General features: G+C 37.2%; 19 protein-coding genes. 6 read left to right on the top strand and 13 right to left on the bottom strand.

Annotated elements, in window-relative coordinates:
- Positions 1-159 precede the first annotated feature (159 nt).
- Positions 160-1170, top strand: coding sequence for a GGDEF domain-containing protein (locus H4J76_RS10160; protein WP_182216290.1), 1011 nt, complete (start codon positions 160-162; stop codon positions 1168-1170).
- Between the two features lie 221 nt (positions 1171-1391).
- On the opposite strand, the gene H4J76_RS10155 is transcribed toward H4J76_RS10160, so the two are convergent.
- Positions 1392-1850, bottom strand: coding sequence for a Rap1a/Tai family immunity protein (locus H4J76_RS10155; protein WP_182216292.1), 459 nt, complete (start codon positions 1848-1850; stop codon positions 1392-1394).
- Between the two features lie 261 nt (positions 1851-2111).
- Here H4J76_RS10155 and nhaR point away from each other — a divergent pair, with 261 nt between their 5' ends.
- Positions 2112-3020 carry a transcriptional activator NhaR gene (gene nhaR / locus H4J76_RS10150; protein WP_182216294.1) on the top strand — a complete coding sequence of 303 codons (909 nt, stop codon included), beginning with the start codon at positions 2112-2114 and terminating at the stop codon, positions 3018-3020.
- A 107-nt stretch (positions 3021-3127) separates the two neighbouring features.
- Here the strand turns inward: nhaR and H4J76_RS10145 are convergent, their stop codons facing one another.
- The 6 genes from H4J76_RS10145 to H4J76_RS10120 form a co-directional block, all read right to left on the bottom strand.
- Entirely contained in the window at positions 3128-4324 is a 1197-nt protein-coding gene (locus tag H4J76_RS10145; RefSeq protein WP_182216296.1) for a GAF domain-containing sensor histidine kinase, read from the bottom strand.
- A 254-nt stretch (positions 4325-4578) separates the two neighbouring features.
- Positions 4579-5385, bottom strand: a complete 807-nt coding sequence (locus H4J76_RS10140; RefSeq protein WP_310733548.1) for a M48 family metallopeptidase — start codon at positions 5383-5385, stop codon at positions 4579-4581.
- Between the two features lie 87 nt (positions 5386-5472).
- Positions 5473-6954 (bottom strand): HAMP domain-containing sensor histidine kinase, encoded by a 1482-nt coding sequence (locus H4J76_RS10135; RefSeq protein WP_182230531.1) that lies wholly within the window; start codon positions 6952-6954, stop codon positions 5473-5475.
- A complete protein-coding gene (locus H4J76_RS10130; protein ID WP_182216299.1) occupies positions 6951-7676 on the bottom strand; it encodes a response regulator transcription factor in 726 nt (241 codons plus the stop codon). Before H4J76_RS10130 ends, H4J76_RS10135 begins: the two co-directional genes overlap by 4 nt.
- Before the next feature lie 374 nt (positions 7677-8050).
- Positions 8051-8902 (bottom strand): spondin domain-containing protein, encoded by an 852-nt coding sequence (locus H4J76_RS10125; protein WP_182216301.1) that lies wholly within the window; start codon positions 8900-8902, stop codon positions 8051-8053.
- 17 nt (positions 8903-8919) lie between these two features.
- Positions 8920-9750 carry a spondin domain-containing protein gene (locus H4J76_RS10120; RefSeq protein WP_182216303.1) on the bottom strand — a complete coding sequence of 277 codons (831 nt, stop codon included), beginning with the start codon at positions 9748-9750 and terminating at the stop codon, positions 8920-8922.
- A gap of 221 nt (positions 9751-9971) precedes the next feature.
- Between H4J76_RS10120 and H4J76_RS10115 the strand changes: the two genes are divergently transcribed.
- Complete coding sequence (locus tag H4J76_RS10115; RefSeq protein WP_182175749.1) at positions 9972-10334, top strand: hypothetical protein; 363 nt, start codon at positions 9972-9974, stop codon at positions 10332-10334.
- 60 nt (positions 10335-10394) lie between these two features.
- Here H4J76_RS10115 and ligA read toward each other — a convergent pair whose 3' ends face one another.
- From ligA to smc, 3 genes are all read right to left on the bottom strand, one after another.
- Entirely contained in the window at positions 10395-12437 is a 2043-nt protein-coding gene (ligA, locus tag H4J76_RS10110) for an NAD-dependent DNA ligase LigA (RefSeq protein WP_182216305.1), read from the bottom strand.
- Between the two features lie 74 nt (positions 12438-12511).
- Complete coding sequence (gene zipA, locus H4J76_RS10105) at positions 12512-13576, bottom strand: cell division protein ZipA (protein WP_182230530.1); 1065 nt, start codon at positions 13574-13576, stop codon at positions 12512-12514.
- Between the two features lie 57 nt (positions 13577-13633).
- Complete coding sequence (gene smc, locus H4J76_RS10100; RefSeq protein ID WP_182216308.1) at positions 13634-17134, bottom strand: chromosome segregation protein SMC; 3501 nt, start codon at positions 17132-17134, stop codon at positions 13634-13636.
- Between the two features lie 156 nt (positions 17135-17290).
- On the opposite strand from smc, the gene cysZ reads away from it, so the two are divergent.
- Positions 17291-18046: a sulfate transporter CysZ gene (gene cysZ / locus H4J76_RS10095; RefSeq protein WP_182230529.1), complete on the top strand. Its 756-nt coding sequence runs from the start codon at positions 17291-17293 to the stop codon at positions 18044-18046.
- A 213-nt stretch (positions 18047-18259) separates the two neighbouring features.
- Positions 18260-18646: a hypothetical protein gene (locus H4J76_RS10090; RefSeq protein ID WP_182230528.1), complete on the top strand. Its 387-nt coding sequence runs from the start codon at positions 18260-18262 to the stop codon at positions 18644-18646.
- Between the two features lie 85 nt (positions 18647-18731).
- Here H4J76_RS10090 and H4J76_RS10085 read toward each other — a convergent pair whose 3' ends face one another.
- Positions 18732-20582, bottom strand: a complete 1851-nt coding sequence (locus H4J76_RS10085; protein ID WP_182216313.1) for a M1 family metallopeptidase — start codon at positions 20580-20582, stop codon at positions 18732-18734.
- Positions 20583-20683: 101 nt separating this feature from the next.
- Positions 20684-21550, bottom strand: a complete 867-nt coding sequence (locus H4J76_RS10080) for an OmpA family protein (protein WP_182230527.1) — start codon at positions 21548-21550, stop codon at positions 20684-20686.
- Positions 21551-21733: 183 nt separating this feature from the next.
- Between H4J76_RS10080 and rnt the strand changes: the two genes are divergently transcribed.
- A complete protein-coding gene (rnt, locus tag H4J76_RS10075; RefSeq protein WP_182216316.1) occupies positions 21734-22447 on the top strand; it encodes a ribonuclease T in 714 nt (237 codons plus the stop codon).
- Here the strand turns inward: rnt and H4J76_RS10070 are convergent.
- Positions 22444-22818 (bottom strand): hypothetical protein, encoded by a 375-nt coding sequence (locus tag H4J76_RS10070; protein WP_070376461.1) that lies wholly within the window; start codon positions 22816-22818, stop codon positions 22444-22446. The two genes, rnt and H4J76_RS10070, sit on opposite strands and share 4 nt — an antisense overlap.
- Between the last annotated feature and the right edge of the window lie 931 nt (positions 22819-23749).

Raw genomic sequence — 23749 nt, 5'->3', positions numbered from 1 at the left:
CAGGTACAGTCATATACCAAATTAAAAGGACAGTGAGTTTTGTCACCATAACCACGGATAAAGTTAAGCCGGCTACAAAATATTAATATTGTGTACTAAGATTAAGCTATTATTTTTAAGTCCCTAGGTCTACATTTGCACTTTCATTTAAGAACTGGCTTGTCTAAACGTATAATAGTACTTCTGCATTGTGCCGCACTCTTTATTATATTAGTTTATGGTCTTTATCATGTTATAAATGAAATAGAACTACTCGGCTATCTACTTTTAACCTCCTCTTGCTTACTGTCAATTTCTCTTTATTGCGTCTATAAAAATAATTTCTCTACGTTGCTGTTAAAAACATTAACTTTAATGACCACCTTAGTTATTGTTGTTACTTGTTATTTTTTAGGTATGCGCGGCATAATATTTGTCTTTCCTTTGGTAACCGCTTTTTTTTATAGCTTCCCATATAAAGTTGCTGTTATTACAGCCATCATTGTATCAGCCTGCTCACTACTAGCTTCGTTAAATACTGTCGAAATTCAGACGGTGCTGAGGCTGTCAATCGCGTTAGCCATTAATATACTTTTTATTACTTGTATTGCTCATTTAGTTTATAAACAACAAATGGGCTTGGTAAAAGAGGCCCGAGAAGACCAATTAACCGGTATTGCTAATAGAAGATATTTTAATGAGTTATTATCGCTAGCTCTAACAGAGGCTAAAATATCAGATACCCTTGTTGTCTTACTGTACTTAGATTTAGATGACTTTAAAGCGGTCAATGATACTTACGGTCATTGTATTGGCGATGGTGTTTTAAAAGAAGCCAGTACTAGGTTGCAATCTTGTATTCGAGAAGCAGATGCCGTATGTCAGCTTGATCATTTAGAAACTAAAGAGCACGTTGCACGTTTAGGGGGTGATGAATTTGCCATTATATTAAAAGACGTTGTTTGTATTAGTGAAATTAATGAGGTAACCGAGCGTATTTTAGCTAAAATGAACGAACCCTATATTATTGATAAGTTATCTTTATATTGCCACGCAAGTGTTGGAATGGCATGGAATAAAGATAAAACTAGCTCACCGGAATTACTGATGCAACAAGCTGATTCGGCTATGTACCAAGCGAAGGAAAAAGGTAAGCAGAGTTGTCATACTTTTAATTACACAACTCACTAAATATTAGCTAACTGCTAATATAACAGCCCTTTAAGCATTACGGGTTATTGAGCAATAATTCAAGTTTGTTGGCAACAATAAAAATGCCAAGTTAACGACATAGCTCTATCGGCACTAAACAACAGTAAATAAGACGTTATAACGTGATTATCGATAAGTGAAACACTAAAGTAGCGAAGTGCTCTACATGCCGCTAGACAGCGATTTATCTGCCTTGATGATCAACATGGAAATTCTGAAACTAACGCTTCAAATAATACCTCTTTCAAAGATTTCGTCTGTAAGTCATCTATTTTCATCGACTTGGCTACTTTAGAGACCACTTTCCTTCGGTCTTCTTCAAGAGGAATGCAAAACTCATGTTCACCGCCTTTCTCTGTCAATGATGACCTCGCTGTAACACGAGTATTGTAGGCTCTTTTGACAAAATCACTGACTGGCGCTCGAGGATTATCAATTAACGCCTCTGGTTTTACTACCGCACTTTCTGAAAGCAAAGATGAATCGATAAACCCATCGATATAAAGTTTGCATGGATTAATTTCACTACGGTCTATACCCTGTTGGTATGCTTTACACGATTTAATAATATCAGACTTAAAGTCGGCAAATACTGAGCCACTTGCTAATAAAAAACCAACGAAAATAAATTTAGCTATAAAATTTTTAGTGAACTTCATTGTTAAAATCCCTTAATTCAATTAATTTTCCAGATAACCACTCGTATTAATATTCTGCAAGTAATGGCAAAAACTACAATAATAGCCAACTTTAGTGCTTAACCATCCTAACCTAAGCAGTTTTATCTTTCTAGATATTTTACAACCCGAAAGTAAAACAATAAAAGCTGTTTGTTGTTACTTCTTTATTAGAAAAAAGTTGACAAAAAATCTAAGGATTATTATTTTTAATAGCTATAGGTAAATCATTAAGAGAACATTATGGCCAAACTAAACTATCACCACCTACAGTATTTTAATGCGATAGTAAAACATGGCAGTATTGCCCAAGCATCAAAAATTATTCATATAACTCCGCAAACGTTGAGTGCCCAACTCAGTACTTTTGAAGATCAATTAGGCTACCTGTTATTTGAACGAAAAGGGAAACGTTTAGTGCTGAACGAAATGGGACGCTTGACATATAGTTATAGCGAAGAAATCTTTAGTTTAGGAGACGAATTACTTTATTCACTTAAAAATCACTCAGCAGATTTTGCTTCCCGCTTTTCAATAGGTGTTACAGATGTGATAGCAAAAGTATTTTCTTTTCATTTCCTAAAGCAAATTTATACCATGGATAGTTCGATAAAATTAATCTGTAAGGAAACGAGTTTAGAGGTATTACTTGGAGAGTTGGCGATAAATAAATTAGACGCGATATTAACTGATACTCCCCTGCCTACGACTTCCCCGTTAAAGGCATATAGCCATGCTATCGGAAAAAGTGGTTTTAGCTTTTTTGCTCACCATAATTTGGCTGATAAATTACAGGCTAACTTTCCTTACTCACTCGATGGACAATCATTTTTCATTGCTGGTGAAGGTACAAATCAACGTTTAAGTGTACTTTCTTGGTTTAATCAATTGAGTATCTCGCCATTAATTATTGGAGAGTTTGATGATTCGATATTAACTAAGTATTTTGGTCAGGCGGGTTATGGTGTTTTTTGTGCCCCAACAATTATTGAAGATCACGTTATGGAACAGTTTAACGTGAGCATTATCGGAAAAACCAATGATATAACCGAACATTACTACTTGATCTCACCCGAACGTAAAGTCAAACATCCAGCGGTTCAACATTTATTAACCGAAGGCAAAAAACTATTTAAACAACCAATGGCTTAAACTTATTAAATAGTTAGCAAAATAAAGCCCCTAGATGGGGCCTTAGTAAACGTCTTTATTTTTCAATATTTATACGATTCTAAAGCCGTCATTCATTTAGTTAATTATTATTCAGCAGTTTTTGGAAAATTAAGGGTTAATTTAGCACCACCAGTATAGGTTTTATCTAGAGAGAGATAACCTTGCTGCTTGCGGGCAAAATCACCACATAAACTTAATCCTAAGCCATGACCTGATTCACCTTGAGTACCGCACTGACTAGCAACACAATCACTAAATAGTTGGTCTTGTATATTTTGAGGAACACCTTCACCAGTATCTGTTATAACCAGTTTAACCTGGCCATCACTAGATTTAGCTTCAATGTCGATACTGCCATGCTCTGGCGTATATTTAATGGCGTTTGCTAATAAATTACGAATAATAGTTTTTGTTAAATTAACGTCCGCCATCACAGTAGTATTTTCATTGATGTTGTGTTTAATACTGATTTTTTTTAAATTGAAACTTTCTGTCATCAAGTCGAGCGTTTCTATTAACAGTGGCTTTAACGCTATCGTTTTTAATTCCGCATGAACGGCGCCTAATTGATTACGCGACCATTGCAAGATTTCGTCTAGTAGCTGATAAAAAGTCAGTGACGACTCTAAAATCCCATCGGCCATTTCAGCAATAAGCTCAGGCTCAAGAGTGTCTGCATTTTCATGCAAAACTTTTGATAATCCTAAAATACCATTAAAAGGAGAGCGTAAATCATGAGACAAAATGGCAAATATTTTTTCTTGATCTGCTTGCATACGCTCTAACTGACGGTTACGTAGTCTTAGTTCTAATTGGCTAACCACTTGTTTTGCTAAAGTGTTTAATGCTAGCTGTTGTTTTTCATCCAGTTTATGGGGAACTGTATCAATAACACATAAGGTGCCGATAGGCATGCCGTTTGTACTGACCAGTGGTGCTCCCGCATAAAAACGAATATCTGGAGCACCTGTTACCAAAGGATTATCGACAAAACGTTCATCCGTTAAGGTATCAGATACTTCAAAGATGTCATCTTGTAAAATAGCATGTGAACAAAAAGCGATATTCCTTGGCGTTTCCTGAGCATTAAGTCCTACTCGAGATTTAAACCACTGGCGGTCTTTGTCGACAAGAGAGATGAGAGAAATAGAAGTACCACAAATGGCGCTAGCCAACTGAGTAAGTTCATCGAGCACCTTTTCATCTTCAGTGTCTAATACTTCATATCTGAGTAATTCATCAATACGTTGTAATTCTTCGGGGTGCAGCTCAGCACTTATCATAATACGCAAATCCTTAGGGTGCATTAACTACGTTTATAGCAAAAAAAGAAGATTAAATTAAACTATATTCCAATGATTATAGCGTATTTTACAATGTTAAGTTCTGATATGTAACAGTTTAAACAAAAATCAATCACATTTGTAGCTGTGTTACTAAAACCAGCCATCAATATAATTAAAATAACGTCTCTACAATTAGGGAGCAGAAGAATCAATTACTGCTGTATTTGAGCCTAAAGACTCTATACAAGTCTTTAAATATTCTGTGGTTTTTTACAACGGGGTGCGTTACTGGCCCTATAATAAGCTTGGGACTTCGGCAAATGTTCTGTTAACTGATTAATACGGGTTTCATTTGATGGATGTGTTGACATAAATTCTGGTGGTGAACCATTTGAAAGTTTAGCCATGTTCTGCCACAAACTAATAGCTGCCGATGGTTCAAATCCTGATTTTGCCATTAAGTCTTGCCCAACTATATCAGCTTCACTTTCATGGGTGCGTCCGTAGGGCATTAATATACCGTATTGTAACCCTAAGCCTAAACCAGACATCCACAAGTTGCGGTTTTCAACATTTCCAACTGATAGGGCCGTATCGACAACAGCCATACCTGTTTGAGAAATTTTACTAGATGACATCCTCTCATTAGAGTGACTTTCAATAACATGCCCTACTTCGTGACCAATAATTGCCCCAAGTTGATTTTGATTTTCGGCAACTTTTAAAATACCCGTATAAACGCCAATTTTCCCGCCGGGTAAAGCGAATGCATTGACTTGTTCGGAGTCAAAAACAACAACTTCCCACTCTCCTTTATGAGCAGATTTAGGCACGTTTTTAGTGATGGCTTTCGCGACACATTGTACGTAATTATTTACTGCAATATCGGTACTGATTTTTTCTTTTTCTTTCATTTGTTCAAACGAACTGGCACCCATTTTATTGAGATCTGAACTTGAGAAAAGCGTTATTTGATTACGTCCAGTCGAAGATTTTGCACAGCTTGCTAAAACGATAAGCGCAGCAAGTGTTAATAAGAGGGTAGCTTTGTTATTCACGATATTTCCTTAGGTGAAATTTTTAAATGAAATCCTACTAGGTATTCTAAGGAATGTTGCCAAACAATTCGACTGTTAAAATTCAATTTATAACGAAACTTTACTTAAATTAATAGAAAATGTTGTCCCTTCGCCTAACGTACTCGTTACCTTTATATCAGATTTTAATAATTCCAATAGTTTTTTAGTGATAGCAAGCCCAAGTCCAGTATGCTTCTGCTTGTCTTGCAATGCATTACTTGCGCGATAACGCGTATCAAAAATATAGGGGAGCTCATCTTCTTTAATACCGGTGCCCGTATCCGTAATATTTAATTGACAGTGGTTTTTATCCACCTCAGAAATAGATAAGGTAATTTTTCCTAACTCAGCAGTATGACGAATAGCATTTTCTAGTAAATTACTTAATACCCGCTCTAATTTTCCAATATCACTATGAACTTGGGTGTAAGAACACTCAGGTACGATATTAATTTCTATATGCTTTGCTGAGGTTTGCAAACTAAATTTAGCAACAACATCATATAAAAGTTCAGCTAAATTAAACGCTTCAAGATTCAAAGAAACTTGACCACTTTCAAGATGGGCTAACTCAAATATTTGATCAATAAGCCCTTTCAATTGTTGAGCGTTTTTCAATGCTATTTCGATATATTTTTGTCGTTGTTCTTTAGTGACCTGATCATTTTTTAATTCAAGGGTTTCAATATAACCTTGCAGAGACGACAGTGGTGTTCGTAAATCATGAGATATATCAGCCAACAGCTCTCGTCGATGCTCATCATTTTTTTGTAACATGCCAAACTGTTGATTAATTTGTTTAACCATTTGCTCAAACGCTTCGCCCAGTTGGTGTACTTCATTACGACTGTTAGGCATCCATTTAGCGAGATTCACTTTACTTTTGTCAAAACCAACAGCTCTTAGTGCTTTAATATCTCTACTCAAGCGTCTTAATGGGCGAGTAAAATAAGCAAATATTCCTAACATTACTACAAAAAAGAATAGCATAGCACCAAACATTGCCAGAATAGAAAGTTCGGCTTGCCTGCTTGGCTGCAATCGCTTAAAAGCAGATTCATAACGTTCTCCTGTAACAATGACATATAAGTAACCTTGCAAACTACTGCCATTAAAAACAGGCGCGGCAGAAAATATTTTTTTACGAGAAATGTGTTGCGGATCATCGCCATAAATAGGTAACGCAGCTTGATTTTGTGTTAGTTGAATAAGTGGGAGTAAATCAATTTTTGTACGTTTAATTAATGTTGGAGTAATCGAATGGGTTATAATTTTACCTGCGGGGTCAACAAAATAAAATTCAAAGGCGGGGCCTAAAACCATTAAGGTATGAAATAAATTTTTCAACGCTTGGTGATCATAAACACCTTGTTGTAATAATGGGTTGTCTCTGGCTAGATTAGCAGCTAAAGATAAGTGTAAATTTTGCTCTGATTCATATCTTGTTTTTTGCTCAAGCTGTTGCGCCCAAATATAAAAAACACTAATAATTGCAATAAATACCACCAATAAAGAAAGAGACAAACGGTGATATAAAGACAGTTTCATGCGGCAACACCTTTTTTATTAAATTTATAACCCACCCCCCAAACTGTTTGCACAATTTCAGGTTTAGTGGCATTTCTTTCAACTTTGTTACGTAAGCGATTGATATGAGAATTTACAGTATGCTCATAACCGCTATGGTGGTATCCCCAGACATTACTAAGTAGCTGTTCTCGAGAAAACACTTGCTCAGGATGAGAAGCCAAAAATAAGAGTAAGTCAAATTCAGTGGAGGTTAGCTCTAGTTCTTTTCCAGCCAATAGCGTTCGATGAGTGGTATTATTAATTTGCAATTCACCTATTGTTAAATGCTGTTCTGGTTGCTGTTGTTGTGAGTGTTGTTGCTCTCTCTGAGCCGCTAAGTGTAAACGTCGCAGCTGACTTCTTACCCTAGCTTGTAATTCACGCACACTAAAAGGCTTACTCATATAATCGTCTGCGCCCAATTCAAGCCCTAATACACGATCAATTTCACTATCACGAGAGGTTATCATTAAGATCACTTGTTCTGGTTTTTGTTCGCGTAGTTGTCGGCAAACATCTAAACCTGAAATTCCTGGTAGCATCACATCCAGTAAAACGAGAGCATAGTTATTATCAACAAGTTTCTGCAACGCTAGCTCTCCGGTTAAGCAGTGTTCAACCGTTAATGACAGTTCTTGTAAATTTAAAATCATTAAATCTGCAATATCTTGATCATCTTCAACCACTAAAATAGTGTCCATGCTTTGCTCCGTTTTATTCTATTTATTATTAAGAATTACAGCACAAAGAAAAAAAGTTCATCAACTATTGATTGAATATACTTTATGGGACAATTTTAATGCTCATCAATATTATTAGGTAGCCAAGCAGGAGTTATAAAGCTCATCGATTCAAGTTAAGCTATTATTAAGCTAACTCTCCATCGATACACCTAAGCCAATACCAACAACATCAATATGTTCTGCATTATTTTTCTTTATGCCTGAGCATAAGAACTTGCTCGGGCATAAATACTTTCGAAACATTTATTATTTTATTTTTTATCAACTCTTTGACTTTATTATCTATCACTAGCAATGTAGAAATAGCGACGCCTGTAAGGACGCCAGCCAATTTATCGAGTTCGAGTTACTATGATACGTGACGTTGGATTATCCCAGCGATCCGCTTCTGTTAATACCGACGTGCTTAAACCTTCCTTACTCTCATCATTAGCATTGGCATTAGTGACAACACCGCGATGGAAATGAACTAAGTCAAAAAGATCATCACGTGCTGCATCAAAACCAGCACTTGCTCCACCGCCACCTGCAGCACCTGCTGCTGGACCAGGCATAGTCGTTGCCGTTTCAGTATTAGCTTCAGTGCCAGAGTCCCATGTAGGAGCCATAAAGCTCATTGATTGTCCGACGGTCATATTACTTATGTCTGCCGCATTAAGACCGGTAAACGCATCATTAGTGTCAACTAACATTGTTGTGAAACTAAGTCTTAAATTATCTACGTCAAGTAATGGAACAACGAGTGTCGACATTGTACCAACAGAGCGAGGTCCCGTTGCACCATCTGTAGTGGTAGCATCTAAATACTGCGTTGCAGCTAAAGCTTCAGCAAGAAGTTCAGTAGGGTCACCACCTTCAGCGAGCTGCTCTAAACCAAGGCTGGCGGCTTCACCATCGATAAAGGCATGGTAGCCAGGTTCATGTAGAATAATCGCCGCAGGTGAAAATGGCTGACTGTAGGTTAAATTAGTTAACTGAACAGTGAAAACAGCTAGATTACCATTAGTACCATTAGTACCATCAGCACCGTTAGTACCATCAGTTCCATCAACACCCGCAGTACCGGCAGTACCGGCAGCACCGGCTTGACCAGCTGTACCATTACTTCCATCATCACCGCCACAACCCGTTGCTAATACAGCAATAAGAGGCAATAACACTAAACTTATTTTATTAATATTCATGTTCTATTCTCCCTAAATTAAGATGCTGGGATAGTAATGGTTACTCGGGCAACAGGGTTCAACCAACGATGCTCTGTCGATTGCAAATCACTTGCTCCATCGGTAAGACTTGTATCGCCTAGAATATTTCTATGAATATGTACGGGACCATCGGTACCATCAACAACTTCATTAGCACCAATTGCACTACCATCTTCAGCAAAACCAACTTTTACTGCAACACCTGTTCCGCCAACACCTAATGGCACTGGAGAAGCACCTGCACCTGCAACACCTGGAACACCGTAACCACCAAGTGCAGCACCACCTTGTTCAACAATATCAGTACGCATACTGTTTAATTCATCATTTAATTCTGTACCTGCATCATATGCGTGCAACATATAAGTATAAGTACCTGGCGTAGTTGGAATTTTAATACTGTCTAAGCCAACAAATGCATCATTCGTTGGGATCAACATAGATAAAATTGAAAGATAAGGCTTATCCATCGTATCAAAGGCATAACTTAAAGACGTTGATGGCGCGACTAAACCACCAAAACGGTGCCATGTATTCGTTGTATTATCGGTATCTGTAGGGCCTAAAAGTGCTTCAAAGTTTTGACCTGCTGATGCAGCATTTTGCGCATCATCAATGACACCCGCTTCTGCAAGCCATGCTAATGCTGATGTAGCTTCAACACCGGGTTCAAAAGCATCAACAGAATTATCATGGGCTATAACTAAGCGTGGCGTAAAATGTTGTGCATGGGTGAGGTTAGTAATTTGAATATCAATGGTTTGTGCCATTAATGCTGAACTTGAACAAGCTAATGCGATAGCTGATGCGACTTTAAAAAATTTCATAACTTTCCTTTGATGACTAAATGATTTCACATTCAGTATGCGCAGCAAATATTACGAAGGTTTCACGAAGTTATCACGAATTCATCACAAGAGTTAATTATAAAAGTAATGAAATTTATTTAGAGAAAGAGGTTCTATGTATTGATAATATTTATTAAATCTTGCAAGTCCCGCAGCAAGCGTGACAAAATTATTAATCATTATCATTTTTTAGAATTTATATGAAATATCGGTTAACACCAGCACTATTCAATAATATCGCCATTACTTGTTCTTCATATCGCTGGAAACTATTAGCGTGGAGCGGTTTCTCGTTTGCACTATTTTTTATGTTAAGTAAGCAAATTGAACAAAGCACCCCTATTGTCTTGGTGTGGTTCGCTATATTTATTTTATTTGCGGCTTTACAGACCTTAGTGGTAGCAAGTTTTATTTTCTTCTTTGTGACTTTACAATCAAATAAACAAGAAAATAAACCGTGGCGAAAGTTTTATTCAACAATCGAATGGTGTGAGGCCATTATTTTTACCGTTATATTACCTTTACCTATGCTTTTGTTTGTTTACGCACTGATCGTTATTTAACCGGTTGTTTATTGTTTAACCGGCTATTTATTATTTAACACCTAGGGATCAGTAATAACCTTATTTATGTTTTGCAAGTAAGGTTACCAGCTCATCTTCGGTCAATATATCTACCCCTAGGTCTTGCGCTTTTGTTAGCTTTGACCCAGCCTTTTCACCAGCGACCAAAAAGTCAGTTTTTACTGAGATACTGCCTGAGACTTTAGCGCCCAGTGCTTGTAATTCTGCTTTAGCTTCGTTGCGCCCCATTTGTGTCAAAGTGCCTGTTAAGACAAATATTTTATCTTTTAAGGGCTGTTGTTCTGCAGATTTCACTTCAATATCTGACCACGACATTATGCTTTCAAGCTCACTGACCACTTCAATGTTATGGTCTTGCTGAAAAAATTGTATAATATTTTTAGCAACAACCGCCCCAACATCAGGCACTTTTTGCAAAGTCTCTTCATTCGCTACTTTGATTGCAGGGAAGTTAAGAAAATAATTGGCTAAATTGGTTGCCGTGGTTTCACCTACTTCGCGAATACCGAGTGCATAAATAAATTTAGGCAATGTAGTAGTTCTTGCTTTTACTAGACCTGAAATTAAATTATCTGCCGATTTTTTACCCATACGAGCCATGGTACTCACGTCTAGTTCTGTTAACTTAAATAAGTCAGCAGGGGTTTTAATCAAGTTTTCGTCGACTAATTGCTCAACTAATTTATCGCCTAAACCATCTATATCGAGGGCTTTTCGTGACGAAAAATGTTTAATCGCTTCTTTACGTTGTGCGCCACAATATAAGCCCCCCGTACAACGTAGCACGGCTTCGCCTTCAGCCTTAACCACAGCAGAATCACATACTGGACAAGTTGTAGGAAAAACGATGTCACGAGAATTTTCAGGACGCTTTTGCAATTGAACACTGACAATTTGTGGAATGACATCACCCGCTCTTCTTATCGTAACAAAATCATTAATTTTGATACCTAAACGCTCAATCTCATCCTGATTATGTAAGGTCGCATTGCTGACGGTTACACCACCAACAAAAATAGGATTTAAACGCGCAACCGGAGTAATAGCCCCTGTTCGGCCAACTTGAAAATCAACATCAAGTAATTGTGTTGTCTCTTCCTGTGCCGGAAATTTATAAGCGGTTGCCCAGCGCGGCGCTCGAGCAACAAAGCCTAATTTTTTTTGCAGGGCTATATCATCAACTTTAAAAACCGTGCCATCTATTTCATAGCTTAAATTGTCACGTTCTTGCATGATATATTGATAAAAACTGGCGACTTCTGACGAATCACTCAGCAACTTAACTTCTGGGCACATAGGTAAACCCAATGTTTTTAACTGACAAAGACGTTGATAGTGTGAATTTTCTAACCACTGTTCGCCTAATGTTTGACTTGATGCTTGTTCAACATAACCAATACCATAGACATAAAAAGCTAAGTTGCGTTTAGCGGCTATTTTTGAGTCTAATTGGCGTAAACTACCTGCAGCTGCATTTCTTGGGTTTGCGAAAATCTTTTCACCTTTTTTTAGCGCACTAGCATTTAACGCATTAAAGCTGGCTTTGGGCATAAAAACTTCGCCGCGAACCTCTAATATGTCAGGGTAATTATCACCGGTTAATTTTAAAGGTATCGATTTGATCGTGCGAACATTTACCGTGATATTTTCACCAACAGCGCCATCCCCGCGCGTAGCTGCTTGCACTAAAACACCATTTTCGTAGCGTAAACTCACCGCTAAACCATCAAGTTTTGGCTCAGCACAGTATTTAATAGTTTCTTTAGAAAGCAAACGGTCTTTTACACGCTTAGCAAAAGCTTGCCATTCATCGCCAGAAAACACGTTATCAAGCGATAACATCGGTACTTGGTGTGTCACTTGACTGAAAGATTTTAACGCTTGCCCACCGACTTTTTGACTCGGTGAATCAAGTAATTTTAATTCTGGCTCTGCTGTTTCAATTGAAATAAGTTCTCGCATTAAGCGATCATATTCTGCATCAGGAACACTGGGTTCATCTAGGTCGTAATATTGATGATTTAATTGATTGATAAGTTGATGAAGCTCTTGTACTCGAGTCGCATTAGCAGGTGATGACATAAGAATGAATTACTTTTGAAAGAGTTTAAATTACAGGTTAATCAATAAATTAACCTGTCAGAGTTTGCTTAGTTTTAAGATGAGGCGATTAAATTTCTTCGCGTAAATTCGCGAATTTTACCCACATAATGTTGTTCTGTTTGTTTGGTCATAACATTACGTTTGTCATCTAATAATTGACCATTAAATTCTAAAGCGAGTTGCTTTGCTGCGTTGAGCATTTGCTCAAAGACAACGGAAGCATCACCCGCATTAGGTAACATCATAAAAAGGCTAATACCTTGTGTAGTAAAGCTTTCCATATTGTCGAGGTCAAATGTTCCTGGTTTCATGATGTTTGCTAAACTAAAAGTAACTTTACCATTTCCAGCATTATCTTGATGGCGATGAAAGATGTTCATCTCTCCGTATTTCATACCCAAGGTTAATAATGTCGGTAAAAGTGCGGCACCTGACATTTGCTGTTTTTCAGGCATAACCACTGAAATAACAAGTACTTCAGGTTCAACTTCCACTTTTTTATGCTGAGGGATTATCGATTCTTTTTTGGCTGCGCTTTTACTTTCATTGCTTTCGCTGCCAAAATTTATCTCTATTTGGTCTCGCTTAACAGGCGCTTTTTCAGTAAAACGCGCCGACGTTTTCAATGGTTGTTTAGCTGATGTTATCGGTGTTTGATAGACAGGTGTTTCAATTCTCTCAATAACAGCCGCTTCTTTGGCGGTAACCGAGCCAAATAATGATGCATCATGATCACGTAAATCAGCACTGTTATTATCTTTTTTAGCAGAAGTTTCATCAAAAGAAGACATGTCCCCCAAACTTGGTTCATCATCTTCGGCACTAAATTCGCGATATGATGTAGCTTGTTCTTCATATTCAGCTGTCGATGGCATAGGCATCTCTTCATCATATGATTGAGCACCAAGTGAGTTTTCAACAACTCTTGGTTTACTAACACCATCTTGATCAAAGCCTGAGCCATCAAAACCTCGGTTATTAGGCTCAACTTTTTCAGCTTTTGCTTTAAGCTTATAAGGGTTTTTATTTTTTCTTATGGTCCAAAAACCATGAACAAATATTGCCGTGATAACCACAGCACTGATAACAATCAATGCAGTTCTGAAATTATATTCCATCGGATAGCCTTTTATTATTCTATTTTCAGCTTTGTTTAGCTTTACTTAATTTTGTACTTATTCTAATTCAGCCATAGCGATTGCTTCATCAATATCTACAGCTACCATTTTTGATACGCCCGGTTCAAACATAGTAACACCGGTTAACTGACTCGCCATTTCCATCGCTATTTTATTATGGCTGATATAAATAAACTGTACAGTTTGCGACATCTCTCGCACCAAGTTACAAAAACGACTAACGTTAGCATCATCAAGAGGCGCATCGACTTCATCAAGCATACAAAATGGTGCAGGATTTAACCTAAAAATTGCGAACACTAATGATAATGCGGTCAGCGCTTTTTCGCCACCAGATAATAAGTGAATAGTGCTATTTTTTTTACCTGGCGGTCTAGCCATAATAGTAACACCCGTTTCAAGCATATCATCATCTGTTAAGGCTAAATAGGCACTACCACCACCAAACACCTTAGGAAATAATGCTTTAAGATCACTATTAATTTTTTCAAAGGTATTTTTAAATTTGTGACGGCTTTCTTTATCTATCTTAGCAATGGCTAATTCTAACGTATTAATCGCTTGGGTTAAATCTTCATCTTGTTGATCAAGATAGGTCTTTCGCTCAAATTGTATTTGATATTCATTAATAGCTGCAAGATTTATTGCCCCTAAACGATTAATATCTTTACCTAAGTTAACAATATGAGCCTGCCATAAAGGCTCTTTTGCCTGATCTGGCATAGCGGTTTGCACCGCCAATAAATTCTGTTGCATTTCATTAAGTTGCTCGAGTGCCGCATCAGCACGTAAACGATAACTTTCTGCGGTTAAATGAACAGCATTAATTTGCTCTTTCTTACTATTAATATTTCTAGTTAGTTGCTGAACTTTTGATTCTGCATCACTAATCAGTGTTTTAGAGTCTGTTGTATCATGCTGTATCTTTGCTATTTTTCCATCAAGTTCCGCAACGTCTATTAACCATGCTTGTAACTTTTGTTCATCAACTTGCAACGGCGATGCGCACTCTTCAACGATTTCTTGATGCATGCGTTGTTGTTTGGTGAGTTGTTGAATACTTTCTTGCGCACGAACTAATGATAATTGGCCTTGAGTTTGCTCATGATTCAATTTTTCAATCATTAACGCTTGCTGATGTTTTTGTTGATGGAACCTTTGGCTACTTTCTTGACTGTCTTGAATTTTTCTTTGTAAACTCTCTTGTGCACTGCTGATATGCATAAGCTGTTCGGCATCATGCTTTGGTAATTTTGTAAGCGCATCTTCTTGTACTGATAATAATTTTTTGTTTTGGCTCAGTAAACTTTCTAGCGTTGTTAGCTCTTGTTGATAAAGGGTACTTTGTTTATCGCGTTGCTCTGCCGCTTGTTTAGCCAAAGCAATTTTTTGCTGTAAAGCCTGAACTTGATAAGTAGATTGTTCGATTGCCGTTTTAAGTGCCTTAGCGTCACTCACAAATTGTTCTTTGCTTTTTATCAGCTGACTTTCTTTATCTTGGCATTCTTGAATACTGAGTGTTAATCCAGTCACTTTTTCTGAGGTCTGGCTGATATTATCCGTTAACTGTAGCAAGGCATCAAAATTTTCAGCGCTTCCTTTTCGCAGAAAATACCGACTTAACCAAGTACCATCTTTACAAATAACTGACTGATGATCAGCAAGCGTTAACATTATCTGTTGCGCTTGTTGGTAATCTCGGGCAATAAAAATATTATTTAGCAAGGCCGTTATTGCCGGTAAGCCTTTAACTTGTTCGGCCAATGTGCCGCTTGTTACTTTCACTGAACGAGTCGCGCTAGTCTTGTTTATTTGTTGATCAAGTACTAAAAATAGTGGTTCAATGGTGACTTCTGTGGGGAAATATTCAACCAACTCGCCTTGTAACCAATGATGTAATACTAATTCGACACTTGCCTGCCAGGCTGTTTCTACGGTTAATAATTGAAAAACAGCGCCAAGAACTTTTTGCCCGCGCACACTTAACCATTCTTTTTGCTTAATGCGCCAACCTGCTTGTTGATTTTGTTGTGTCAGTAACTGCTGTAAATAAAGCTTTAATGCTGCTATTTCACCACTGTACTGTGCTTGCTGCTTCGAGGCTAGGCTGATTTGGGTAACGAGTACGAGTTGGTTTGATTCATTATCTTTATATTGTTTTAGTAAAGATTGCTGGTGTTTTTCTTGCTTAAGTAGCTTATTTCCAAGCTCAGCAGTACTCTCGACATTTTCGCTGAAGCTCTCTTTGGTTAAATTCGCCAATAAATGTGTTAATGATTGTTGGCGCTGCTGCTGCTGACTTATCTGCTCGCTTAACTGAGAGATTCGCTGATTAACACTCAGCTGTTGATCATTTGTATCTTGATGTTGGCGTTGTAAAGCTTGCCATTGCTGATGCTCATTTCGCTGCTGTTCAATATAGCCTTCTAACTGAATTTGACTCTCAAGCAGTTGCTGCTCTATGAGTTCAAGTTCAGGTACGTGTTCGGTAATTTTTAAAGTGCTTTTTTGGAGCTGTTCTTGCTCGGCTAGCACCAATTGTTGCGCATTAATCAGCTGTTGCTGGGTAACACTGTTATCGTGTTGGGCTTTCTGTTTTTGTTGCTTTAAATGTTTGATGTTTTGTTCTGCACGAGCAATATCATTACTTAATAGTAATTTTTGTTGATGTAGCTCACCGCTAGACTCTCCGCCTATGGTCACTTTTTGTTTAGCATCAAACAACTGGATATCGATTTTTTTCTGTTCAACAATCAAAGCTTCTATTTCTGTTTGATATTGACTTACTTGTTGTTTTTGCTCGTTAGCTTGTTGATCAAATTTTTGCCATTTTAAAACAGTCAACTCAGCTCTATATTTACGCTCTCTAGTTTTTAACGTTTTAAAACGCTTAGCGGCTTCTGCCTGTTGATGCAGTTTGTCGATTTGTAAACCAAGCTCTACACGTATATCGTTTAAACGTTCAAGGTTTTCTCGCGTATGTCTGATTCTATTTTCAGTGTCTCTGCGGCGTTCTTTATATTTAGAAATACCCGCGGCTTCTTCAATAAAAACACGTAACTCTTGCGGCTTAGATTCAATAAGTTTTGAGATAGTACCTTGCTCAATAATCGCATAACTGCGAGGACCAAGACCGGTACCCAGGAAAATATCGGTGATATCTCGACGGCGGCATTTACTACCGTTTAAATAATATGTATTTTGACTATCTCGATTTATAACGCGTCGAATAGAAACTTGATTACGATCGGCCATATTGCCTTGTATGCGACCATCAATATTATCGAATAACAATTCAACAGATGCTTGTCCGACCGGCTTGCGTGTTGCTGCGCCATTAAAAATCACATCGGTCATGGCATCACCACGCAAATTTTTCGCTGAACTTTCACCAAGTACCCAACGAACAGCGTCAATGATATTCGATTTTCCACAACCGTTTGGCCCAACAATAGCTGTCATTCTTTGTTCAAATGGCACTTTAGTCGGGTCAACAAATGATTTAAAACCAGCAAGTTTTATATGCTTTAAACGCATAAAACACAGAAACCTTTTATTGTTATACTTTGATAATACTCAGCAATAAAATTTTACCAGAGTTATCTATATTTTGTAACATGAAACATCTGTTCAATTTATCAATTTATTTTATAATCACAGTTAAAGAAAGCATGTAAGGATAAAAATCAGCCAATGAATACAATTATTAATCAACCGTTAGCTAACAGTGGTGCCGGATATTTTATTAAGGGCTTTGAATTAATCAGAGAAAAAGGTATTCGCCGTTTTGTGTTTATACCTCTACTGGTTAATTTAGTATTATTTAGTGTCGCCTTTTATGGTCTATTTTTAGAACTTGATACCTATATGACTATGCTCGATAACTGGCTTCCTGATTGGCTGTCTTGGTTAAGTGCTTTCTTATGGCCAGTCGCTTTATTATTTTTGTTAGTGATGTTTTCTTTTATATTTAGCTCAGTCGCCAACTGGATTGCCGCACCTTTTAATGGTTTGCTATCAGAAAAGATGGAATTATTGCTCTGTGGTAAAACAATACCACCCGCTTCGACCCTCGATGTTATAAAAGATGTACCACGAACGTTATCAAGAGAATGGTGTAAATTACGTTACTATTTACCGCGCGCTATTGGTTTTTTTATTCTTTATTGGATACTGCCGGTTATAGGGCAAATATTTTGGTTTTTATTTTTAGCTTGGATGATGGCCGTTCAATATAAAGACTATCCTTTTGATAATCATAAAATTGACTTTAATGAAATGCGTTACGCACTCAAACAAAAGCAAGGATTAAGTTATAGCTTTGGTATCACAACGGCAGTATTTTCAATGATCCCTATTATTAATCTAGTGGTCATGCCTGTCGCTATATGTGGTGCAACCGCGCTATGGGTTGATCATTACAGAAATGACTTTGTTGATACCGAATGAACTTTCGAGATGATTTTGTTGACCGTTCATGTTAATTAATTATTAATCAGTTAGTTAGCGTTATTTATACGATTAGGTACTTATTACCGCTATTATTATTTGTTATTTAAACAATGCCTTATATAGCGGTAATGATTAGATTATTAACAATATTCTTGATAATTACCTAGCAACACACTAGATTTAGCTAAGCCCGTTAAAGGATCAAATATTATGTTTAACCTAAGTACCGTAAATTTATCAAGTCGATTAGCTTGTTCCTTGAAAACACTATTAGTCGCTTTTATGTTGATAAACGTCAACCTTGCTATCGCAGAAGAAACAGCAATGGTGACCATACCGGCCATGAGTGATGCGCGAGTTTTTGCTGAATTTACCGATGAGACACCTGCGGTTATAAACTATTTTACAAAAAGTACCGAAGAGGAAGTTATCCAGTTTTATCAAAAAGAATATGGGCAAGCGTTAAACCAAGAAAGGAAACGTGGCCGTTTAACGCTAAACTTTAACCAAAAACAACATAGCATCCGAGTTGTTATTTCACAGCAAAACAAGCTACGACAAGTTGATGTGATCGTTGAAAAAAACAGCAATAAATAATATATACATCACAAAATCACATAAAAAAAACGCCACGTTAATAAATGTTAACGTGGCGTTTTTATTTTATCATTTTAGTTGAATGTTATTTAGCTTTTAAGACACCGTCAATAGTGCCTTGCGCTAAACCATGATAACCAGGGCGTGCTTTTTCATAGACATTAAGTGCCCAAGCTTTACCTGCGGGTGTCTCAGCTAACGCTTTATAAAGCGGTACAATTAACTTACGACGACCGATAGCAATTAGATATTTTGACATCGCAGGGTAAACAGTATCGTAACCTGTTCTTAATGCTAATAAGTACCAAGCATGTGCAATTTCAGCATTAGTACTGGCGGTAAGGTTAAACGCTTTATCGAGTGCGCTCATCCGCTCAGTCGGTAATGTGACCGGCAAGTTATTAATAAAATGCAGCCATTCATGCAAGGTCCATGCTTTAGTTGGTAATTGCGCTAACGTTATTTTATCACTTAACAGACTATTAATTTGACCGTCGATAGTGGTAAATGCACTTGATGTAGGCTGCGGCGCATAACTAGGTAGTCCTTGTTCATAAATCCATTCATTAACTTCTTTATCGCTGACAATATTTGGATATTTATCAGTAAGATTTTTTTTCAAATAAATAACAAAATTTGCAGTACCTAAGCTTTCAAAGGCATGGCTGTTGAAGTAATCTAAAATAAAAGTATCAAATTTATCTCGACCAAATTTAGCCTCTAAAAACATTAAAAACAACTGACCTTTCACATACGGAACACCTGAGAATGCGTCATCAGGATCACGTCCTTTAAGGTCGATATAAAGTTGAGTATCACCCGGCGCTAATTCAGCAATTTCATAATTTAAACTTTGTGCACCAAGCGCTTGTTCCATAACAGCTCGGTCTTCACCAAATACCGCTTCCATAATACGATTTTCAACATAACTGGTAAAACCTTCGTTTAACCATAAGTCACGCCAACTTTCATTAGTCACTAAGTTACCCGACCAAGAATGAGCGAGTTCATGAGCAATTAAATTGACTAAGCTTTTATCACCAGCAATAACTGTTGGGGTAATAAAAGACAAACGTGGGTTTTCCATACCACCAAAAGGAAAGCTAGGCGGTAATATCAGTAAGTCATAACGTCCCCAACGATAAGGACCAAAGATTTTTTCTGACTCATCAATCATCGCTTGTGTATCGTCAAACTCACTAACCGCTGCATCTAAAATGCTGGCTTCAGCATAAATACCCGTTTGCTTGCTCATCGCTTTAAATTCTAAATCGCCGACACTAATTGCAATTAAATATGGAGGGATTGCTTGCGGCATACTAAAAAAGTAATCGCCGTCACGAGCGGTATTCGGTTCGTTATTTGCACTCATTACCGCTAATAAATTATCAGGCGTAGTAATACGAGCGGTATAAGTTACGCGAACACTCGGTGTGTCTTGCACAGGTATCCATGAACGTGCGTGAATCGCTTGATTTTGACTAAATAGGAAAGGATACTTTTTCCCTGCCGTTTGTTCAGCTGACAACCATTGCAAACCTGATGCTTTTTCAGTTGATTGGTAATAAACACGAATTTTTTGTGCTTTAAAAGTATTGTTTATGGTGAGTTTTGAACCTAACACGTTATCACGATTAGCCAGTGTGAAACTTACCCCACGCCATTGTCCTGCTTCAGTTTGAGCCATTACACGGTCAATGATTAAATCTCGGGTATCGAGAATAATCGGCTGCGAAGTTTTACTTAACCACTCTAACGATAATTCTGCAAAACCAGCGAGTGATTTTTCATCAAAATTAACCGCTAGATCTAAATAGATGTGGGTTGTTTTTACTTGGTCGTAATTAGCATAGGTGTATGCGTCATTGGTTTTTGCCAAACTTGTAAAGCTCGATAAAACCAATAGTGCAAATAAAGACTTAAACAATGGTCGCATTATGGAAGATCCAATAAAAAAATAGGCTGATAGATTAAGATAACCTACCAGCCTATTCAACTGATTCTTTATAAAATAATTTTTTTGCAGTACATTCGTCTTTACGGTTGTTCCATTCTAATAACAACACGTCTGTTTTGTGCACGACCAATAACGGTATTGTTAGCAGCAATGTGACGCTTTTCGCCATAACCTTTTGCTTCAATTCGACTAGGGTCAATACCACTCTTAACAAAATGCTCTCGAATCGTGTTTGCTCGGCGGTTTGATATTTTCAAGTTATCGTTTCTACCACCATAACTGTCAGTATAACCGTCAATAAGCACCAACTCTAAGTTTTGATCTAAAGAAAGGTACTCTGCGATCATCGTTAAACGCTTTTTAGATGATTTAGTTAAGCTGTCACCACCAAATTGATAATTTAATACTGTGTAAGAAATATCATCAAAATTGTAATTAAGTAAGTTACTGACACAACCAATAAATTCTTGATAGGCACGATTAAACTTAGCCGTTGATATACCAACAGATATAAGGTCGTTGTCGCTATACCAATCGTTATAGTAAAACGTTGGGTTCATGCCCTGCTCTAATTCATTAAGCATATTCCAAGCAACCTTTTTAGGTAGGCTTGGCGCAAACTGCTTATGAAGTTTCATATTGGCAATAGTTCGACCATTTTTTCCAGGGCGCCAATTAGGCGCAACAGAACGAACTTCTGCTAATGAATAAGTATCGGGTAAACGCATCATATCGAGTTCAAATTCCATATTCATTTTACGGCTTGCCGTACTGTAGAATTTTGCTTCACCATAATTAGGTATTTGGTGTGATAAGGTGCACTCTAACCTAGAGTTATTAGTTAACTGCCAATTAGCATGTTCTAAGTCAGCACCATACTGACGAATACCAGCATTAGCTTGGCTAACAAATACGCATAATAATAATGTAATGATAGTTTTTTTCATAAAATATTTATCTTTTATCCTGCCACGTATCTGTTATCGACCCAATATTCTATAACTTTAGCAGTTATCAGCAATATTTTCATAACTTTAAAGCTTCATCATAGCGTTCGCATAGAGTTTACATTTTTTTTCTGCGATAATTTACTCCTTGAAATTGAATGCTAACTTAAAAAAGATGTAAACATGAGTATAAATCCTGATACTAAAAATAAGAGTTCTGCTGATAAAAATATTAAAAGTGCTTTTGCACAGCGCTTTAGAGGTTATTTCCCAGTAGTCATCGATGTTGAAACAGCAGGTTTCAATTCACAAACTGATGCTTTACTGGAAATAGCAGCGACAACTTTATCGCTAGATGAAAGTACAGGTCAATTCTCTCTTGATGAAACAATTCACTTTAACGTAGAACCTTTTGAAGGCGCCAATTTAGAGCAAGCAGCATTAGAGTTCACCGGCATAGACCCAACAAACCCATTACGTGGTGCTGTTGATGAACACAAAGCGTTAACAGAGATTTTTAAGTTAATTAGAAAAAAGATGAAAATTGCCGGCTGCCAGCGTGCCGTTATGGTTGCTCATAATTCCGCTTTTGATTTGGGATTTGTCAATGCAGCCGTAGAACGTTGTTTGATAAAGCGATCACCCTTTCATCCTTTTGTTAGCTTTGATACCACAACATTATCTGGTTTGGCGCTTGGACAAACTGTTCTTGCAAAAGCGTGTTTAGCGGCAGGGTTAGACTTCAATAATAGTGAAGCTCATTCGGCATTATACGATACCGAAAAAACCGCTGAACTTTTTTGTTTTATCGTTAATAAATGGCAAAAAATGGGTGGTTGGCCCCTAGCAATAGTCGATGAAGAACAACAAGAGAGTGATACACCGGCAAGCGATTAAAATAATTTAGCTGAGCTACTGCGGTTATTATGTCGGCACAATAGATTTCTAACCGCTAAAACTATCAAAGTGAATGCAAAAAATTGAAAGAGTGAATTTTTGGTGACCATCAGGGTAAATACCCCAATAGCGTTGTAAATATAGGGTAAATATTCATAGAAGAGTTCAGGTATTTTATTTTTTATACCGAGTTTTTTTTGTTTATCGAGTCTTCGACAAGCCGAACGAGTAACTAATGTAACACAAGCAGCACTATAAAATAGCGCCGCAGAAATAAGCATAGGCCATGTCATATTAAAGGTAAGTAAATAACCACTTACAATAAAATACGCGAACGGTAAGTTCTCATAAAGCGTCTTAGGTACAAACAAAACGATTCCAGAAATCAATAAGGTGATAAATTAAGTGTAGGTTGATTTTCAACTTTTGATTGGCTTAATTTTAAACACTGTCACTTTCTATTATTTACCCTCTCAATGAAGCCACCGTCATACTGATATTAAAATACAACGAGGAAAGACAACGTCATCCTGAACTTGTTTCAGGAGCTAGTGCTTAGATACTGAAATAAATTCAGCATGACGATCTCAAGAGCCAGTTCTTAAATACGTAAATACAACCCACAAAGACACCGTCATCCTGAACTTGTTTCAGGATCTAGTGCTTTAGATACTGAAATAAATTCAGCATGACGATCTCAAGGGCCAGTACTTATATACTTAAGTACTGAAATACTACTCACAAAGACAACGTCATCCTGATATTGAAATACAACTAGCAAAGACACCGTCATCCTGAATTTATTTCAGGATCTAGTGCTTTAGATACTGAAATAAATTCAGCATGACGATCTCAAGGGCCAGTACTTATATACTTAAGTACTGAAATACTACTCACAAAGACAACGTCATCCTGAACTTGTTTCAGGATCTAGTACTTTAGATACTGAAATAAATTCAGCATGACGATCTCAAGGGCCTGTATTTATATACTGAAATACAACTAACAAAGACACCGTCATACTGATATTGAAATACAACGAGGAAAGACACCGTCATCCTGAACTTGTTTCAGGATCTAGTACTTTAGATACTGAAATAAATTCAGTATGACGATCTCAAGAGCCTGTATTTATATACTGAAATACAACTAACAAAGACACCGTCATCCTGAACTTGTTTCCAATGCTGATCGTTTTAGATGAAATATAGTACTTGAACGATCTTTTGAGTGTGTCATATTTATTTCTTTTTACAGGAAATAAAGCATGTTAAGTGATGAGTTAGCGTATTTTTTTGACGA

The organism is Colwellia sp. BRX9-1 (assembly GCF_014077195.1).
GTDB lineage: Bacteria > Pseudomonadota > Gammaproteobacteria > Enterobacterales > Alteromonadaceae > Colwellia_A.
The sequence above is the reverse complement of the archived record's forward strand: the minus strand, read 5'-3'. Positions and strand labels throughout refer to the sequence as shown.

What these genes read in the sequence shown, in the direction of transcription:
- H4J76_RS10145 (WP_182216296.1), bottom strand. Translation starts at nt 4,324, where the DNA reads ATGATAAGTGCTGAGCTGCACCCCGAAGAATTACAACGTATTGATGAA.
- H4J76_RS10130 (WP_182216299.1), bottom strand. Translation starts at nt 7,676, where the DNA reads ATGGACACTATTTTAGTGGTTGAAGATGATCAAGATATTGCAGATTTA.
- cysZ (WP_182230529.1), top strand. Translation starts at nt 17,291, where the DNA reads ATGAATACAATTATTAATCAACCGTTAGCTAACAGTGGTGCCGGATAT.
- nhaR (WP_182216294.1), top strand. Translation starts at nt 2,112, where the DNA reads ATGGCCAAACTAAACTATCACCACCTACAGTATTTTAATGCGATAGTA.
- H4J76_RS10120 (WP_182216303.1), bottom strand. Translation starts at nt 9,750, where the DNA reads ATGAAATTTTTTAAAGTCGCATCAGCTATCGCATTAGCTTGTTCAAGT.
- smc (WP_182216308.1), bottom strand. Translation starts at nt 17,134, where the DNA reads ATGCGTTTAAAGCATATAAAACTTGCTGGTTTTAAATCATTTGTTGAC.
- H4J76_RS10085 (WP_182216313.1), bottom strand. Translation starts at nt 20,582, where the DNA reads ATGCGACCATTGTTTAAGTCTTTATTTGCACTATTGGTTTTATCGAGC.
- ligA (WP_182216305.1), bottom strand. Translation starts at nt 12,437, where the DNA reads ATGTCATCACCTGCTAATGCGACTCGAGTACAAGAGCTTCATCAACTT.
- H4J76_RS10080 (WP_182230527.1), bottom strand. Translation starts at nt 21,550, where the DNA reads ATGAAAAAAACTATCATTACATTATTATTATGCGTATTTGTTAGCCAA.
- H4J76_RS10125 (WP_182216301.1), bottom strand. Translation starts at nt 8,902, where the DNA reads ATGAATATTAATAAAATAAGTTTAGTGTTATTGCCTCTTATTGCTGTA.
- zipA (WP_182230530.1), bottom strand. Translation starts at nt 13,576, where the DNA reads ATGGAATATAATTTCAGAACTGCATTGATTGTTATCAGTGCTGTGGTT.
- H4J76_RS10155 (WP_182216292.1), bottom strand. Translation starts at nt 1,850, where the DNA reads ATGAAGTTCACTAAAAATTTTATAGCTAAATTTATTTTCGTTGGTTTT.
- rnt (WP_182216316.1), top strand. Translation starts at nt 21,734, where the DNA reads ATGAGTATAAATCCTGATACTAAAAATAAGAGTTCTGCTGATAAAAAT.
- H4J76_RS10135 (WP_182230531.1), bottom strand. Translation starts at nt 6,954, where the DNA reads ATGAAACTGTCTTTATATCACCGTTTGTCTCTTTCTTTATTGGTGGTA.
- H4J76_RS10115 (WP_182175749.1), top strand. Translation starts at nt 9,972, where the DNA reads ATGAAATATCGGTTAACACCAGCACTATTCAATAATATCGCCATTACT.
- H4J76_RS10090 (WP_182230528.1), top strand. Translation starts at nt 18,260, where the DNA reads ATGTTTAACCTAAGTACCGTAAATTTATCAAGTCGATTAGCTTGTTCC.